12 protein-coding genes and 1 pseudogene are annotated in these 14,024 nt (G+C 72.8%); 6 read left to right on the forward strand and 7 right to left on the reverse strand.

The features are described from left to right. Window positions 1–27 precede the first annotated feature (27 nt). The 6 genes and pseudogenes from AV521_RS28745 to AV521_RS28770 form a co-directional block, all read right to left on the reverse strand. On the reverse strand, window positions 28–717 hold the full coding sequence (locus tag AV521_RS28745; RefSeq protein ID WP_076092212.1) for a GntR family transcriptional regulator: 690 nt from the start codon (window positions 715–717) through the stop codon (window positions 28–30). 447 nt (window positions 718–1,164) lie between these two features. After that, window positions 1,165–1,992, reverse strand: a pseudogene (locus AV521_RS28750) (SGNH/GDSL hydrolase family protein); the annotation flags it as partial. Window positions 1,993–2,015: 23 nt separating this feature from the next. Continuing rightward, the gene (locus AV521_RS28755; RefSeq protein ID WP_076092214.1) at window positions 2,016–3,191 is read right to left on the reverse strand and encodes a glycosyltransferase; all 1,176 of its coding nucleotides are present in this window, start codon (window positions 3,189–3,191) and stop codon (window positions 2,016–2,018) included. After that, window positions 3,188–4,315, reverse strand: coding sequence for a glycosyltransferase family 1 protein (locus AV521_RS28760; RefSeq protein WP_076092216.1), 1,128 nt, complete (start codon window positions 4,313–4,315; stop codon window positions 3,188–3,190). The genes AV521_RS28755 and AV521_RS28760 overlap by 4 nt, the downstream gene beginning before the upstream one ends. A gap of 183 nt (window positions 4,316–4,498) precedes the next feature. Next, the gene (locus AV521_RS28765) at window positions 4,499–5,917 is read right to left on the reverse strand and encodes a hypothetical protein (RefSeq protein WP_076092409.1); all 1,419 of its coding nucleotides are present in this window, start codon (window positions 5,915–5,917) and stop codon (window positions 4,499–4,501) included. A gap of 300 nt (window positions 5,918–6,217) precedes the next feature. Beyond that, window positions 6,218–6,610 carry an ankyrin repeat domain-containing protein gene (locus tag AV521_RS28770; RefSeq protein WP_076092218.1) on the reverse strand — a complete coding sequence of 131 codons (393 nt, stop codon included), beginning with the start codon at window positions 6,608–6,610 and terminating at the stop codon, window positions 6,218–6,220. A 311-nt stretch (window positions 6,611–6,921) separates the two neighbouring features. Here AV521_RS28770 and AV521_RS28775 point away from each other — a divergent pair, with 311 nt between their 5' ends. Both AV521_RS28775 and AV521_RS28780 read left to right on the forward strand, forming a co-directional pair. Beyond that, window positions 6,922–7,116, forward strand: a complete 195-nt coding sequence (locus AV521_RS28775) for a hypothetical protein (protein ID WP_067046482.1) — start codon at window positions 6,922–6,924, stop codon at window positions 7,114–7,116. Window positions 7,117–7,147: 31 nt separating this feature from the next. Next, window positions 7,148–8,755 carry a hypothetical protein gene (locus tag AV521_RS28780; protein ID WP_076092220.1) on the forward strand — a complete coding sequence of 536 codons (1,608 nt, stop codon included), beginning with the start codon at window positions 7,148–7,150 and terminating at the stop codon, window positions 8,753–8,755. An 81-nt stretch (window positions 8,756–8,836) separates the two neighbouring features. Here AV521_RS28780 and AV521_RS28785 read toward each other — a convergent pair whose 3' ends face one another. Continuing rightward, on the reverse strand, window positions 8,837–10,345 hold the full coding sequence (locus AV521_RS28785) for a PLP-dependent aminotransferase family protein (RefSeq protein WP_076092222.1): 1,509 nt from the start codon (window positions 10,343–10,345) through the stop codon (window positions 8,837–8,839). Between the two features lie 102 nt (window positions 10,346–10,447). On the opposite strand from AV521_RS28785, the gene AV521_RS28790 reads away from it, so the two are divergent. From AV521_RS28790 to AV521_RS28805, 4 genes are all read left to right on the forward strand, one after another. Then, on the forward strand, window positions 10,448–11,101 hold the full coding sequence (locus AV521_RS28790) for a YitT family protein (protein ID WP_076092224.1): 654 nt from the start codon (window positions 10,448–10,450) through the stop codon (window positions 11,099–11,101). Continuing rightward, window positions 11,098–11,874: a glycerophosphodiester phosphodiesterase gene (locus AV521_RS28795; RefSeq protein ID WP_076092226.1), complete on the forward strand. Its 777-nt coding sequence runs from the start codon at window positions 11,098–11,100 to the stop codon at window positions 11,872–11,874. Before AV521_RS28790 ends, AV521_RS28795 begins: the two co-directional genes overlap by 4 nt. A 55-nt stretch (window positions 11,875–11,929) precedes the next feature. Beyond that, on the forward strand, window positions 11,930–13,276 hold the full coding sequence (locus AV521_RS28800; RefSeq protein WP_076092228.1) for an MFS transporter: 1,347 nt from the start codon (window positions 11,930–11,932) through the stop codon (window positions 13,274–13,276). A gap of 289 nt (window positions 13,277–13,565) precedes the next feature. Continuing rightward, on the forward strand, window positions 13,566–13,940 hold the full coding sequence (locus AV521_RS28805; RefSeq protein ID WP_003977404.1) for an RNA polymerase-binding protein RbpA: 375 nt from the start codon (window positions 13,566–13,568) through the stop codon (window positions 13,938–13,940). Window positions 13,941–14,024 lie beyond the last annotated feature (84 nt).

Raw genomic sequence — 14,024 nt, forward strand, 5'->3', positions numbered from 1 at the left:
CGCACCGCCGATACGGCACCGCGCCGCTTACGGGGCGACCCGCCGCCGGTACACCTCCACCATCCGCTCCAGCGAGTCCCTGAGGTACGTCTCCAGCAGCCGCTCGGCCTCGCGCCTGTCGCCGGCCCGCAGCGCGCGCAGGATCTCGCGGTTGCGGGCGAGGTAGGGCTCGTGCAGCCGGCGCGGGTCGTCGACGACGTGGAAGGCGAGCCGCAGCTCGGCGAAGACGCTGCGCATCAGTTCGTCGGTGCGTTCGCTGCCGGCGAGGGCGACCAGTTCCCGATGGAAGTGGATGTTGGCGGTGCCCAGCACGTTCCAGTCGTTCTCGGCGGCCGCCGAGTCTCCCTCGGCCACCGCCGCGGCCACTCCCTCCAGCCGGTACGGAGGCTCGCCGAGCCCACGGACGACGGCGCACTCGACCAGGGAGCGCGTGCGGTAGATGTCCTCGACGTCCTCGACGGTCAGGACCCGTACGAACACACCGCGGTTGAGTTCATGGACCAGCAGGCGTTCGTGCGTGAGCAGCCGGAACGCCTCGCGCAGGGTGTTGCGGGACACCCCGAGGGCCCCGCCGATGCCGTCCTCCGACAGCCGGGTGCCGGGCGGGAAGTACCCGTCGGCGATGCGGGTCCGGAGGATGTCCGACACCCGCTCCGCCGTGCTCGTGCGCCCTAGGAGCGCACGATCGCCGGCCAGTGCCGTCAACTGCTCTGCCATGCCCGGAATTCAATCGCACGCATCGGGACGAGACAACATGCGTATTGAAGGATCGTTGAACGATCCTTGGATCCGCTGCCGTCCACCACGATCCTCGGGCGGCCGTCGACCACCGGGGGGCCCGCTCCGGCGCGGGCCCGGCCCGGTGAACTCCTCGGCGGAGCCTGGTCCCAGGCGCGGTCCAGGCCCGCCGGAAGGGCGTCCGGCGGTCTCGCGGTCGGACCCCCCGGCCGCCGGACGCTACCCGGTGATCGCGGAGGTCGGTGCCGCCGGCGTCCCGACCCCCGCGCAGGCCGTGTCCGGCACGGTGGCCTCGCGGGCCGTGTCCGCCCTCGCGGCAGCGCGGACGGAGCCTCCCGTCGTGACCGCTCGCGCGGGAGCCGGGATCACCGTCGGGTTCGTACCGGCAGGGCGCCGCTGAGCTTCGGCGCCCTCTCTGGTGCCCTCCGTCAGGGCGGCCAGGGCCGCGGACACCGCCGCCGAGGCACTCAGGTCGAGGCGGGCACTGGTGCCCCGGGCCCGGTGGCGCAGTTCGTCGGCCGCCAGGCGGATCAGCTGCGGCAGCAGATCGTTGCAGCGCCGGACCACCCAGCCGGTGCCGGCCGTGGCCAGCCACAGCAGGCTCGCCGCCTTGGTCGGCGCGGGGAACTCCGGCTCGGGCGACGGCGGCTGCCCCGTCGCGCGGCCCGCCTCGGCGAGCAGGGCGTGGAAGCGGACGGCGAGCTGCCGGTGCCCGCGCTCGCCCGGGTGCAGCCGGTCCGCGCTCCACAGGGCCCGGTCGGTGATCCAGGTTCCGTCCGCGGCGTGCAGGTGGATGGCGCCGTAGCGTTCGGAGAGCGCGTGGACGATCGTGTTGACAGCCCGTTGCCGGCGGGCCAGCGGGCGGGCCAGCGCGCCCGGCAGGCCCAGCATCGCACCGGGGTCGGGCAGGCAGGCGGTGAGCACGGTGGTGCCCGCGCGCGTGAAGGTCGCGTAGACCTCGTCGAGGTGCGCGGCGACCGCCTGGATGTCGAAGGTGCGGCGCAGAGTGTCGTTGACGCCGATCACCACCGCGACCACGTCGGGACGGAGTTCGAGGGCGGCCGGCGCCTGCCGCTCCATGACGTCACGGGTCTGTGCGCCGCTGACCGCGAGGTTGGTGAACCGCACGCCGTCGGCGGTCTCGGCGAGGGAGGGCGCGAGCAGCGCGGCCCAGCCCCGCCAGCCGTCCCCGGCGGGGTCGCCCACACCCTGGGTCAGCGAGTCCCCGAGGGCGACGAAGCGGACGGGTCTCATGCCACGCCCTCCGGCACCGTGCGTCATGCCACGCCCTCCGCGACGGAGCGCCGGACGCCGGTGGGGCGGAGCACCTCGGCGTCATGGGCCGCCAGAAACGATTCGACGGCCGTTCCCCAGCCGAAGCACTCTGCACGCGCGCGTGCCGCCTCGCGCCGCTCCGGTTCACCGCGGTCGAGGAGCATTTCAACGGCGTCGGCGAACGCCTCGCCGCGGTCCGCGGCCGTGGCCCCGGCGGAGCCGATGACCTCGGGCAGCGCGGAGGAGGCGCTCGCCACGACGGGCGTACCGCACGCCATGGCCTCCAGGGCGGCGAGCCCGAAGGTCTCGGCAGGCCCGGGCGCGAGGGCGACGTCCGCGGTGGCCTGGAGCGCGCCGAGCGCGGCCCGGTCGGCGACGTGCCCGAGGAACGTCACCGGCAGCCCCAGCTCCCGCGCGCGCTGTTCCAGGCGGGGCTTGAGCGGCCCGTCTCCGGCCACCACGAGCACCGCCCGCCGCCCACGGCGCAGCAGCGCCTCCAGGGCGTCCAGGGCCGTCCCGGGCCGCTTCTCCACCGACAGCCGCGAGCACATGACGAGCAGCGCCTCGCCACCGCGCGCGTGGAGGGTGCGCAGGCCCGGGTCGTGCAGCGCGGGGTGCCGTTCCATCAGGTCGACGCCGAGGGGGGCGCGTACGACATTGCGCGCGCCGATGCGCACGAACTCGCGCTCGGCGAACTCGGTCGTGCACACCACCCGCGAGTAGACGTGCGCGGTACGGGTGTTGAGGGCATCGGCGGCCCGGCGGGAGAGGTTCTCGGACAGACCCCAGGTGCGCAGCACGCCGTCGGCGGTCTCGTGGGAGACCATCACGGCGGGCACGCGCGCGCGGCGGGCCCAGCGGCCGGTCCAGCGCAGGGTCGTACGGTCGGAGACCTCCAGGCGGTCCGGGGCCAGCTCCTCCAGGAGGGCGGCCACCCGCCGCTTGTCGGTGAGGACGCGGTAGCCGCCGGTGCCGGGCAGCAGCGGGCCGGGCAGGGTGATGACCCGGCCCTGCTCGGTGTCGCGGTCGGTGTGCCGTTCGCCGGGCACGATGAGCACCGGTTCATGGCCGGCTGCCTGGAAGCCCTTGCCCAGCTCGCGCAGGGCGGTGCGCAGGCCACCGGAGGCCGGGGCGACGAAGTTGGCGAGCCGGACGATACGCAGGGACTTGCCGGTCATGCCGCCACCGCCGTCCTGCGGGCCGCGAGGACGTCGCCGTAGTGGGCGATCAGCTGGTCGCCGACGGCGGCCCAGGTGCGGCCCTCGACCATGGTGCGCGCGGCGGTGCCGTAGGCGGTCCGCCGCGCCGGGTCGGCGGCCAGTTCGCGGACGGCCTCCGTCACGGCGGTGACGTCGCCCGGTGGGACGAGCAGTCCGGTGCGGCCGTGGGCTACCAGGTCGAGCGGGCCGCCGGCGGCGGGTGCGACGACCGGGACCCCGCTGGCCATGGCCTCCTGGACGGTCTGGCAGAACGTCTCGAAGGGGCCGGTGTGCGCGAACAGGTCCAGCGAGGCGAAGATCCGCGCGAGGTCGCCGCCGGTGCGGCGGCCGAGGAAGACGGCACCGGGCAGGGCCTCGGTGAGGTGGGCGTGGCTGGGCCCGTCGCCGACGATCACGACCTTGACGCCCGGCAGGCCGCACGCTCCGGCGAGGAGTTCGACGTGCTTCTCGGGGGCGAGCCGGCCGACGTAACCGACGATGGCCTCGCCGTTGGGGGCGAGTTCGCGGCGCAGGGCTTCGTCACGGAGGTCTGGCCGGAAACGTACGGTGTCCACGCCCCGCGGCCACAGCCGGACCCGGGGCACGCCGTGCGCCTCCAGGTCGCCGAGGGCGGCGCTGGAGGGGGCGAGGGTGCGGTCGGCGGCGGCGTGCACGGAGCGGATCCGCCGCCAGGCGGCCGCCTCGCCGGCGCCCATGTAGGTGCGGGCGTATCCGGCCAGGTCGGTCTGGTAGACGGCGACGGCGGGGATGCCGAGCTTGGCGGCGGCGGCCATGCCGCGGACGCCGAGGACGAAGGGGCTGGCGAGATGGACCAGGTCGGCGCGGTGCTCGACGAGCGCCGCGGCGAGGCGCCGGCTGGGGAGGGCGACGCGGACCTGGGGGTAGCCGGGGAGCGGGAGGGAGGGGATCCGGACGACCGGGCACGGGGCGTCCGTGTCCGGTCCGCTGCCCGGAGCGGGGGCGGGGGCGACGACGAGCGGATGGTGACCGCGATCTACGAGGTGCCGGGCGGTCTGGAGCGCGCAGTGGGCCACGCCGTTCACATCGGGGGGAAAGGATTCGGTCACGATGACGACACGCATACGGGTGTTGTCGCCGCGCAGGACGTGGCCGCGTCGACTTCGATCTTTCCGCCCGGGGAACGTCCCATGAGCGTTGGGCTGCACACCCGAGCAGGTCAGACGACCGTCATGACCGCCTGACCTGCGGGACACCCGGTGTTCACCGGGCGGGCGGTCGTCCGCCCGCCGGGTGCGTGCGCGAGGTCAGCCGAGGGCGGCGTCGGGTCCGAAGCGGCTGCGGACCGCCGTCTGCACCTCCGCCTCCTCGGCCGGATCGGCGGCCAGGCGGCGCAGCCGCTCCACGACCCGGGTGTCGCCGGTCTCGGCGTGCCGGGCGGCGAGTTCGCGGGTGGTCTCCTCGCAGTCCCACAGGCATTCGACGGCGAAGCCGGTGGCGAAGGAGGGGTCGGTGGCGGCCAGGGCGCGGGCGGCGCGGCCGCGGAGATGGGAGGAGGCCGTCTCGCGGTAGATGTGGCGCAGGACGGGGGCGGCGCAGGCGATGCCGAGGCGGCCGGTGCCGTCGACGAGGGTCCACAGCGTGGGCGCGTCGGGTCCTTCGCCGCGTACGGCCTCGCGGAGGGCGCCGAGGACGAGGTCACGGTCCTGGGCGCCGCCGCGGCAGGCGAGCATGCGTCCGGCGGCGGCCCCGAGCGCGTCGGGGCGCTGGGCCCAGCGGCGCGCGCGGTCGACGGCGGCGATACTGCGCATCCGTTCGAAGGCGTCGACGGCCGCCTCCACGACGACGGTCGTGCCGTCGATGACGGCGGCCTCGATCAGGTCGAGCGCGTCCGGGTCGTTGCTGTCGGCGAGGTAGCGCAGCGCGGTGCAACGGGCGCCGTCGATGCCGGTCCGGGCGGCCTGGACGATCTCCGGCCGGTCCTCGGGGCCGGCCACGGCGACCAGGCAGCGGGCGGCCGGCACATGGAGGGCGGCGCCGCGCTCGATGCCCTGCTGGGCCCATTCGAAGACGGCGCGCACGCTCCAGCCGGGCCGTGGGCCGGTCGGCCGCATCTGGCGCTGCCAGCGGTCGAAACAGCCGGTCTCCTGTGCGGCACGCACGCGTGTGGCGATCGCTGCGCGCGGATCCTCGGCCCACAGGCGCCAGGGCCTCGGCTCGAAGGCGTCGCGTACGGCGGCGGCCAGCTCGGCCTCGCCCTCGGGGTCGGTGGCGAAGCGGGCCAGAACGGGCACGGCGAGAGCGCGCAGGCCCGCGTCGTCGTCCCTGAGGGCCAGCTCGTCCAGGGCCCAGGCCCAGTTGGAGCCGCGGGCGGCGTACCTGCGCAGCAGGTCGAGCGCGTCCTGCCTGCCGTAGGAGGCGAGGTGCCCGAGCACGGCCAGTGCGAGGCCGGTGCGGGACTCGTCGGTGTCGAGGACGTCCTCGGGGTCGAAGAGGTGCGCCTCGATGGCGTCCAGCTCGCCGTTCAGGTCGAGGTAGAGCCGGGCGTAGTAGAGGGAGCGGTTCTCCACCTGCCAGTCGTGGCGGGGATCGCGCAGCACACAGTGGTTCAGGGCCGCGAGCGCCTCGGCGCGCGGGGCGGTGAGCGCGTGCAGCGTGCCGTCGCCGCGGCCCCGCTGGAGCAGGCCGAGCAGCGTACCGCTGGGCGCTATGACCGGATCGAACATGGGAAACAGCCTCACATCAAGCGTCGACGCAACCGGAGAACACGCACTACCTGGCCGCGTGACACAACGTCGGAGCGCCCGCCGTCTCTTGCTTGCTGTAGACCATCTCTCTCTGCCTCTCGTCTGTGGCCCATGCGGACCGCATCACGGCCCGCGCGGTGCGGCAACACCTGCCCAGCCATCGCGTCCGTGAATCACGTCGTCATGATGACCCGCGGTGTGTGCTGCCGCGACCGTATTTCCGGCGGCCCTTTACCGCCTCCCCCGTTTTCCGTGTCGTACCTGCTCAGGACATGCGCGTCAGTGCGCGCCGAACAGCTCCAGGAGTTCCGTCTTGCCGAACATCCGGGCGGTGTCGACGGCCGACGGCGTCCCCGCCGCAGGGTCGGCGCCACCCTCCAGGAGTGCCTTGATCACTTCCGTCTCGCCCTTGAAGACCGCACCCGCGAGCGGGGTCTGGCCTCGGTCGTTGATCTGGTCCGCCGCGGCGCCCCGGGCGAGCAGGGCGCGCACCGCCTCGGCGTGGCCGTGGTAGGCGGCGAGCATCACCAGGGAGTCACCGCGGTCGTTGGTGAGGTTGGCCGGAACGCCGGCGTCGACGTATGCCACCAGCGCCTCGGTCTGCCCCTGCCGGGCCAGATCGAAGATCTTGGTCGCCAGCTCCACGACCTCGGGGTCGGGGGCTTCACTCATCGGCCGGACCGCCTCTCCTGGAAACTTCGGGGACTTCGGGGAGCGTACGGCACCGAGCGGAACACGGCCGTACGAGTGAATCGCCAGCGTACTGGCTCACGCGGCACATGACCCGATGTGCCCGAGGTAAAGATCAGCATCAGCCGCCACCGGAGGCAAGACCCCGTCGCGACCGGGCCGAAACCACTACGCGAAGTGAGCGAAATAGGCCGAAATTCACCCAGTTGCACCTTTAATAGTATGGATACATCCTGTGATCCTGGAAGAACTCATGGTGACTGTCCCCCACCTTCGACACCAGGAGGCCCGAAATGATCCTCTCCGTCTCAGGCGTCATGCTGCTCGGCGTCGTCGTCTTCCTCTTCTTCCGCAAGGACGGCCTCAAGGGCTCGCACGCATGCACGTCGGCCCTGTTCGGCTTCTACCTGGCCAGCACGGGCATCGCCCCCAGCATCAAGGCCGGCGGCGAGAGTCTGGCGAGCCTCCTCGGCGGCATCAAGTTCTGACCCCGCCCGCACGCACCATCAGGAGACCGCAGTGGCCCGGCGTCCCCTCCCCCGCATCCTGAGCAAGGACAGCGCCCAGATCGCCCGGATGCAGATCGCCCGGAGCAGGGAACTGGCCCGGACGGCGGCCGACAGCGCCACCGACGTCCTCCACCCGCTGATCACCGTCACGCGCGGACTGCGCCTGCTGGCCGCGTCCGGGCAGCGCAGATGGGCGGACACCCCCAAGGACAAGCGCGGGCCGCTGCTGTTCCTGGTGGCCTCCCTGATCCTGGCCGTGGCACTGCTGCCGTACGGGCCGCTGCTTGCCGTCATCACCGTGATGGCGACGGCGGCCTGGCAGGGCCGCGACCGCACCCCGCCGGCCCCCGAAGGGCCCGACGAGTCCCAGACCGAACGGCTCCAGACCCTCTATGAGGCCCTGGTGCCGTACTTCTCCGCCCCCGAGGACCCGGCACCGCTCTACACGCACGGCGGGGAGTGGGAGAAAGCCGTCCCCGACCACGAGTTCGACGACGACGGCCGCGTCGCTCATCTCGTCATCCGCTACCCCGCCTACTTCACGGACGCCGAGCACGAGGCCCGCGCGCGGATCGAGCAGCTGCTCACCGCGAAGGCCGGGCGGGGCCGCGAGTACCACTTCGCATGGGACGAGGAGGGCAACCAGCTCACCGTCACCGCGCTTCCCCCGCTGCCCGCCGACATCCCGGCCCAGCACTTCGTCACCGCGCCCGGCGAGACCGTCCTCGGCTTCACCGACCCGAGCGAGATCCAGCGCACGCTCCCCCTCTCCTACGGAGAGGAACAGATCGACGTACCGCCGGTCGTCTGGCGCACCGGCATCCGCTCCACCGAACCGCACCTGCTGGCCATGGGCCACCCCGGCACCGGCACCTCGACCCTGCTGCGCTCCATCGCCCTGCAGGCCCTCCAGTACGGCGACGTGCTGTTCGTCGACGGCGGCGGCACCGGCGAGTACGCCTGCCTGACCGGCCGGAACGGGGTGCTGACCGTGGAGTGCGCGCTGCCCGGGGCGCTGGCGAGCCTGGAATGGGCCGCGCAGGAGACCGAGCGGCGCCTCATCGCCATCAACCTGGCCCGGCAGGCGGGCGATCCGCCACCGGCCGACGCCCGGCGCGCGCTGTGGATCCTGGTGGACCGCCCGTCCGTCTTCACCCACCTCGCCGCGGCGGACGGCCGCAAGGACCCACAGGAGCTGCTCCAGGTGCCGCTGCGGCACGGGCGCGCGGCGAACGTGACGGTCGTGGTGGCCGAGCAGTTCGACGGCGCGGAAGCGCTCGGCGACGCGGTACGGCAGCACACACGCGCGCGTGTCGTGCTCGGGCCCGCGACGGCTCGGCAGGTGGAGGCGGTGCTCGGGGCTCCGCCGCACACCACGCCGCCGGGGCAGGTGCCGCCGGGGCGGGGGTATGCGCGGCTGGGGGCCGGGCCGGTGCACCGGCTTCAGGTGCCGCGTACACCGGATCCGTACGACGACGCGACGAGTGACGCGGACCGGCAGGCGGTGCTGGAGTTGCTGCCGGCCCGGACGGCTCCGGTGGAGCCGAACGCGTCCGCGCCGACGGATCTGACGAAGCGGACGATGTCTGCGGAAGCGGTGGTTGCCGAGCCTTCGTAGGACGCCCCGCGCCGGCGCGGGCAACCCAGCACGCACCCGCCCTCGCCGCACCGCAGCGCGCCGAGCCGTCACGCGCCCCGCCTACGCCACAAACGTACGCGGCGCCTCCGTGCCCCCCGTACCGCCGCCGGTCTCCACCAGCCGAGCCGCCGCGGCCAGCCGGACCGCCGCCTCCTCCGCCACCGCGCCCCCCACCGTGAACGGAAGCCGGACATAGCCCTCGAAGGCGCCGTCGACGCCGAAGCGAGGGCCGGAAGGGACGCGGACGCCGGTTCGCTCGCCCGCTTCGGCGAGCCGGGAGCCGGACAGGCCGCCGGCCCGGACCCACAGGGTCAGCCCGCCCTTCGGGATCTCGAACTCCCAGGTGGGCAGTTCGCGCCGGATCGCCGCCACCAGCGCGTCCCGGTTCTCGCGGGCCTGAATCCGGCGCAACTCGACCGCCTGATCCCAACCGCCCGTGCTGAAGAGCCAGTTGACGGCGAGCTGCTCCAGCACCGGCGTACCCAGGTCGGCGTATGCCCGCGCGGCGACCAGACTGCGGATGACGTCCGGTGCCGCCCGCACCCAGCCGATGCGCATGCCCGCCCAGAACGCCTTGCTGGCCGAGCCGACCGTGATGACGGTCGAGCCGGCCGGGTCGAAGGCGCAGACCCGGCGAGGCATGGCGCCCGCGCACTCCTCGTCCACCCACAGCTCGGTCATCGTCTCGTCGGCGACGAGCACCGTGCCGGCCGAGCGTGCCGCGTCCACCAGCCGGCGCCGCTGGTCCTCGTCGGCGAGCGCACCGGTGGGGTTGTGGAAGTCGGCGACCACATAGGCGAGCCGGGGCGCGGCCTCGCGCAGGACCTGGCGCCAGCGGTCCATGTCCCAGCCGGACAGGCCCTCGGCCATCGCGACGGGGACCAGACGCGCGCCCGCCTCGCGCATCAGCTGCAGGATGTTGGCGTAGGACGGCGATTCGACGGCGATGCGTTCACCGCGGCCCGCGAAGAGGTGACAGATCGCGTCGATGGCGCCCATCGCGCCGGTCGTCACCATGATCTGCTCGGGCATCGTGGGGATCCCGGCGGCGGTGTAGCGCTCGGCGATCATCGAGCGCAGCGCGGGCAGGCCCGCCGGGTAGTCGCCGTGCGTATGGGCGTACGGCGGCAGCTCCTCCAGGGCGCCCTGCACGGCGCGGGTGAGCCACGGTTCGGGGGCCGGCAGCGAGGCGCAGCCCAGGTCGATCACCGAGCCCAGGGCCTCGGGGGGCAGGGGTTCGAGGCCCCGGGCGGGCAGCGGGTTGCCCGCCGGTACGGCGGTCCAGCTGCCGGCTCCGCGCCGGGACTCCAAAAAGCCCTCGGTGCGCAGCGCCTCGTACGCGGCCGCGACGGTGGTGCGGCTCACGGAGAGGGCGAGGGCGAGTTCGCGTTCGGCGGGCAGCCGGGCGGCCACCGGGACGCGCCCTTCGAGCACCAGCAGCCGGATGCCGTCGGCGAGGGCGCGATAGGCAGGCGGACGGCGGGTGCCGGGGCCCGCCGGACGCTCCTGCTGGGAGTTGAGGAGCCGGGCCAGCTGAGCGGCCCCCATCGCAGAGGTCCACTGCGCCATGACGATCAGTCCACCTTCCCCGAATTGGCCATGGATGACGTTCCATCCCAAGCCACAGAGTGACATGCGTCAGGCCACCGCCACCACCCAGGGGGGTATCTCATGTCCGCTCGCAGTCATCTCGTACGACGGCTGATCCAGCTGTACGCCGGGCTCGCGCTCTACGGTGCGAGTGCCGCGCTGCTCCTGCGGGCGGGCCTGGGCATGGAGCCCTGGGGCGTACTGCACCAGGGGCTCGCGGAGCTGACCGGGCTGACCATCGGGGTCGTGTCGATCATCGTGGGAGCGGCGGTGCTGCTTCTGTGGATCCCACTGCGCCAGCGCCCGGGGCTCGGCACGGTCTCGAACGTCTTCGTCGTCGGCCTCGCGATGGACGGCACGCTCGCGCTCGTCCCGGACGCGCACTCCCTGGCCGTACGCGTGCCGTTGCTGCTCGCGGGCATCGTGCTGAACGGCGTGGCGACCGGCCTGTACATCTCGGCGCGTTTCGGCCCGGGTCCGCGCGACGGGCTCATGACGGGCCTGCACCGGCGCTCCGGCCGCTCGATCCGGCTGATACGGACCGGGATCGAGGTGGCGGTGGTGGTCACCGGCTTCCTGCTGGGGGGCACGATCGGTGTCGGCACCGTGCTGTACGCCGTGTCCATCGGGCCGCTGGCGCAGCTGTTCCTGCGGGTGTTCGCCGTCCCGGCGGCATCGAGCCGAAGCACGGTCGTTGCCGAAGCGACACCGGAACGGGCGATACTGCGTTCGTGAGCCTCACGACACCGCCCAAGCGCCACCCGTACCTCGACCACCCGGGCCCCATAGCCTTCGCCCACCGGGGAGGGGCCGCCGACGGGATCGAGAACACCGTGACGCAGTTCCGGCGCGCGGTGGACATGGGCTACCGGTACATCGAGACCGATGTGCACGCCACGGCCGACGGCCGGCTCGTCGCCTTCCACGACTCGTCGCTGGACCGGGTCACCGACGGGGCGGGCCGGATCGCGGATCTGCCGTGGGAGGACGTTCGGCAGGCGCGCGTGGGCGGCCGTGAACCGGTGCCGCTGTTCGAGGAGTTGCTGGAGACCTTCCCCGAGGTCCGCTGGAACGTCGACATCAAGGCCGAGCCCGCTCTGCGCCCCACGCTCGACCTGATCGAGCGCACCAACGCCTGGGACCGGGTCTGTGTGGGCTCGTTCTCCGAGGCCCGGGTGCTGCGCGCCCAGCGGCTGGCCGGGCCGCGGCTGGCCACCTCGTTCGGCACGCGCGGCGTACTGAGTCTGCGCCTGCGCTCGTGGGGACTGCCGGCCGCCGTGCGCCGGTCCGCCGTCGCGGCGCAGGTGCCCGAGGCCCAGTCGGGAGTCCCGGTGGTCGACCAGCGCTTCGTCCGCGCCGCCCACGCGCTCGGGCTGCAGGTGCACGTGTGGACGATCAACGAGCCGGAACGGATGCACCGGCTTCTGGACCTGGGAGTCGATGGCATCATGACCGATCACATCGACACGTTGCGCAAGGTCATGGAAGACCGCGGCGCCTGGGTCTGACGACCCGGCGGCCGGGCCCGAGCCTTCGCAGTTGAACGGGGAAGCGAGGGCACGGGTGGGAACCGACACCGTGCGGACACAGACGGCGGACGAGACCGCCGGCCTGCGCCGCGAGCAGCGCGGCTGGTACTTCTACGACTGGGCCTGCTCGGTCTATTCGACGAGCGTGTTGACGGTCTTCTTGGGGCCTTACCTCACGGCCGTCGCCGAGCGGGCCGCGGACGCCGACGGCTATGTGCATCCGCTGGGCGTCCCGGTCCGGGCGGGCTCCTTCTTCGCCTACTCGGTGTCCCTGTCGGTGATCCTCGCCGTCGTGGTGATGCCGCTCGTGGGCAGCGCGGCCGACCGCACGGGCCGCAAGAAGCCGCTGCTCGCGGCGGCGGCGTACACCGGGGCCGCCGCGACCACGGGCATGTTCTTCCTGGACGGCGACCGGTATCTGCTCGGCGGGGTACTGCTGGTGGTGGCCAACGCCGCGCAGTCGGTCGGGATGATGCTCTACAACTCCTATCTGCCGCAGATCGCCCCGCCCGAGCAGCGCGACGCGGTCTCGTCGCGGGGCTGGGCCTTCGGCTACGCGGCGGGCTCCACGGTCCTCGTCGCCAACCTGGTCCTGTACTCGGCGCACGGCTCCTTCGGCCTGACCGAGGCGGCCGCGGTCCGTATCTGCCTGGCCTCGGCGGGCCTGTGGTGGGGAGCCTTCACGCTCATACCGCTGCGCAGGCTGCGCGACCGGCACGCGCGCGTGGAGCGCACCACGGCACCCGGGCTCCGGCAGCTCGCGGCGACGGTCCGGGACCTGCGCCGGTACCCGCTGACGCTCGGCTTCCTGCTGGCGTACCTCATCTACAACGACGGCATCCAGACGGTGATCTCCCAGGCCTCCGTCTACGGCTCACAGGAACTGGGCCTCGGGCAGTCGACGCTCATCGTGGCCGTGCTGCTGGTGCAGGTGCTGGCTGTGGCCGGTGCACTGGCGATGGGCCGGCTGGCCCGGACGTACGGCGCCCAGCGCACGATCCTGGGCTCGCTGGTCGCCTGGACGGTCACCCTGGCGGCCGGATACTTCCTCCCCGCGAAGGCGCCGGTGTTCTTCTTCGTGCTGGCCGCCGGGATCGGCCTGGTTCTCGGCGGCAGCCAGGCCCTGTCCCGCTCGCTGTTCTCGCACCTCGTGCCGCCCGGCAAGGAGGCCGAATACTTCTCGGCGTACGAGATGAGCGACCGCGGGATGAGCTGGCTCGGACCGCTGCTGTTCGGCGTGACCTACCAGCTGACCGGGAGCTACCGGTCCGCGATCATCTCGCTGGTGGCCTTCTTCGTCATCGGATTCGCCCTGCTCGCGCGGGTCCCGGTGCGCCGGGCGATCGCCGAGGCGGGCAACCCGGTACCCGAGAAGATTTAGCATCGATTTAGCGCTCAACCCGAAAGGGCGGTAGTGTACGCCTTTGGCCTGCCAGGCGTACCGTTACTGCGCGTCAAAGATGCCGAAACGCTGGGTGACATCTGCTAGCAGATGTGACAAACCGGGCGCCGGTGGGTACGACATTTGTCAGCAAGGCTGCGGCTACGACGGCGACGCATGACCCGGAACGGGACACGGAACGGGAATCTTTACCGCCGACCGGACGTTGACCGGATGACGACGACAGCGACACCTGTCCTGTGGGCGACAAGCCCGGGAGGCACGATTCATGAGTGAGCGAGCTCTTCGCGGTACGCGCCTCGTGGTGACCAGCTACGAGACGGACCGCGGTATCGACCTGGCCCCGCGCCAGGCCGTGGAGTACGCATGTGAGAAGGGGCACCGTTTCGAGATGCCCTTCTCCGTCGAGGCGGAGATCCCGCCGGAGTGGGAGTGCAAGGTCTGCGGGGCCCAGGCACTCCTCGTCGACGGTGACGGCCCTGAGGAGAAGAAGGCCAAGCCCGCGCGTACCCACTGGGACATGCTGATGGAGCGGCGCACCCGTGAGGAACTCGAAGAGGTCCTTGAGGAGCGCCTGGCGGTTCTGCGCTCGGGGGCGATGAACATCGCGGTTCACCCCCGGGACAGCCGCAAGTCGGCCTAGTCCCTGCGGGGCTGGGCCGGGATACAGCGCACATTGAACAACCGCGGGCGCCGTACGTGATCCACGTACGGCGCCCGCGGTTTG

It is taken from the genome of Streptomyces sp. IMTB 2501 (assembly GCF_001953885.1).
GTDB lineage: Bacteria > Actinomycetota > Actinomycetes > Streptomycetales > Streptomycetaceae > Streptomyces.

Coding starts and splice junctions, on each gene's coding strand:
- AV521_RS28765 (WP_076092409.1), bottom strand. CDS start 5,917: ATGTTCGATCCGGTCATAGCGCCCAGCGGTACGCTGCTCGGCCTGCTC.
- AV521_RS28805 (WP_003977404.1), top strand. CDS start 13,566: ATGAGTGAGCGAGCTCTTCGCGGTACGCGCCTCGTGGTGACCAGCTAC.
- AV521_RS28775 (WP_067046482.1), top strand. CDS start 6,922: ATGATCCTCTCCGTCTCAGGCGTCATGCTGCTCGGCGTCGTCGTCTTC.
- AV521_RS28790 (WP_076092224.1), top strand. CDS start 10,448: ATGTCCGCTCGCAGTCATCTCGTACGACGGCTGATCCAGCTGTACGCC.
- AV521_RS28745 (WP_076092212.1), bottom strand. CDS start 717: ATGGCAGAGCAGTTGACGGCACTGGCCGGCGATCGTGCGCTCCTAGGG.
- AV521_RS28770 (WP_076092218.1), bottom strand. CDS start 6,610: ATGAGTGAAGCCCCCGACCCCGAGGTCGTGGAGCTGGCGACCAAGATC.
- AV521_RS28785 (WP_076092222.1), bottom strand. CDS start 10,345: ATGGCGCAGTGGACCTCTGCGATGGGGGCCGCTCAGCTGGCCCGGCTC.
- AV521_RS28760 (WP_076092216.1), bottom strand. CDS start 4,315: ATGCGTGTCGTCATCGTGACCGAATCCTTTCCCCCCGATGTGAACGGC.
- AV521_RS28755 (WP_076092214.1), bottom strand. CDS start 3,191: ATGACCGGCAAGTCCCTGCGTATCGTCCGGCTCGCCAACTTCGTCGCC.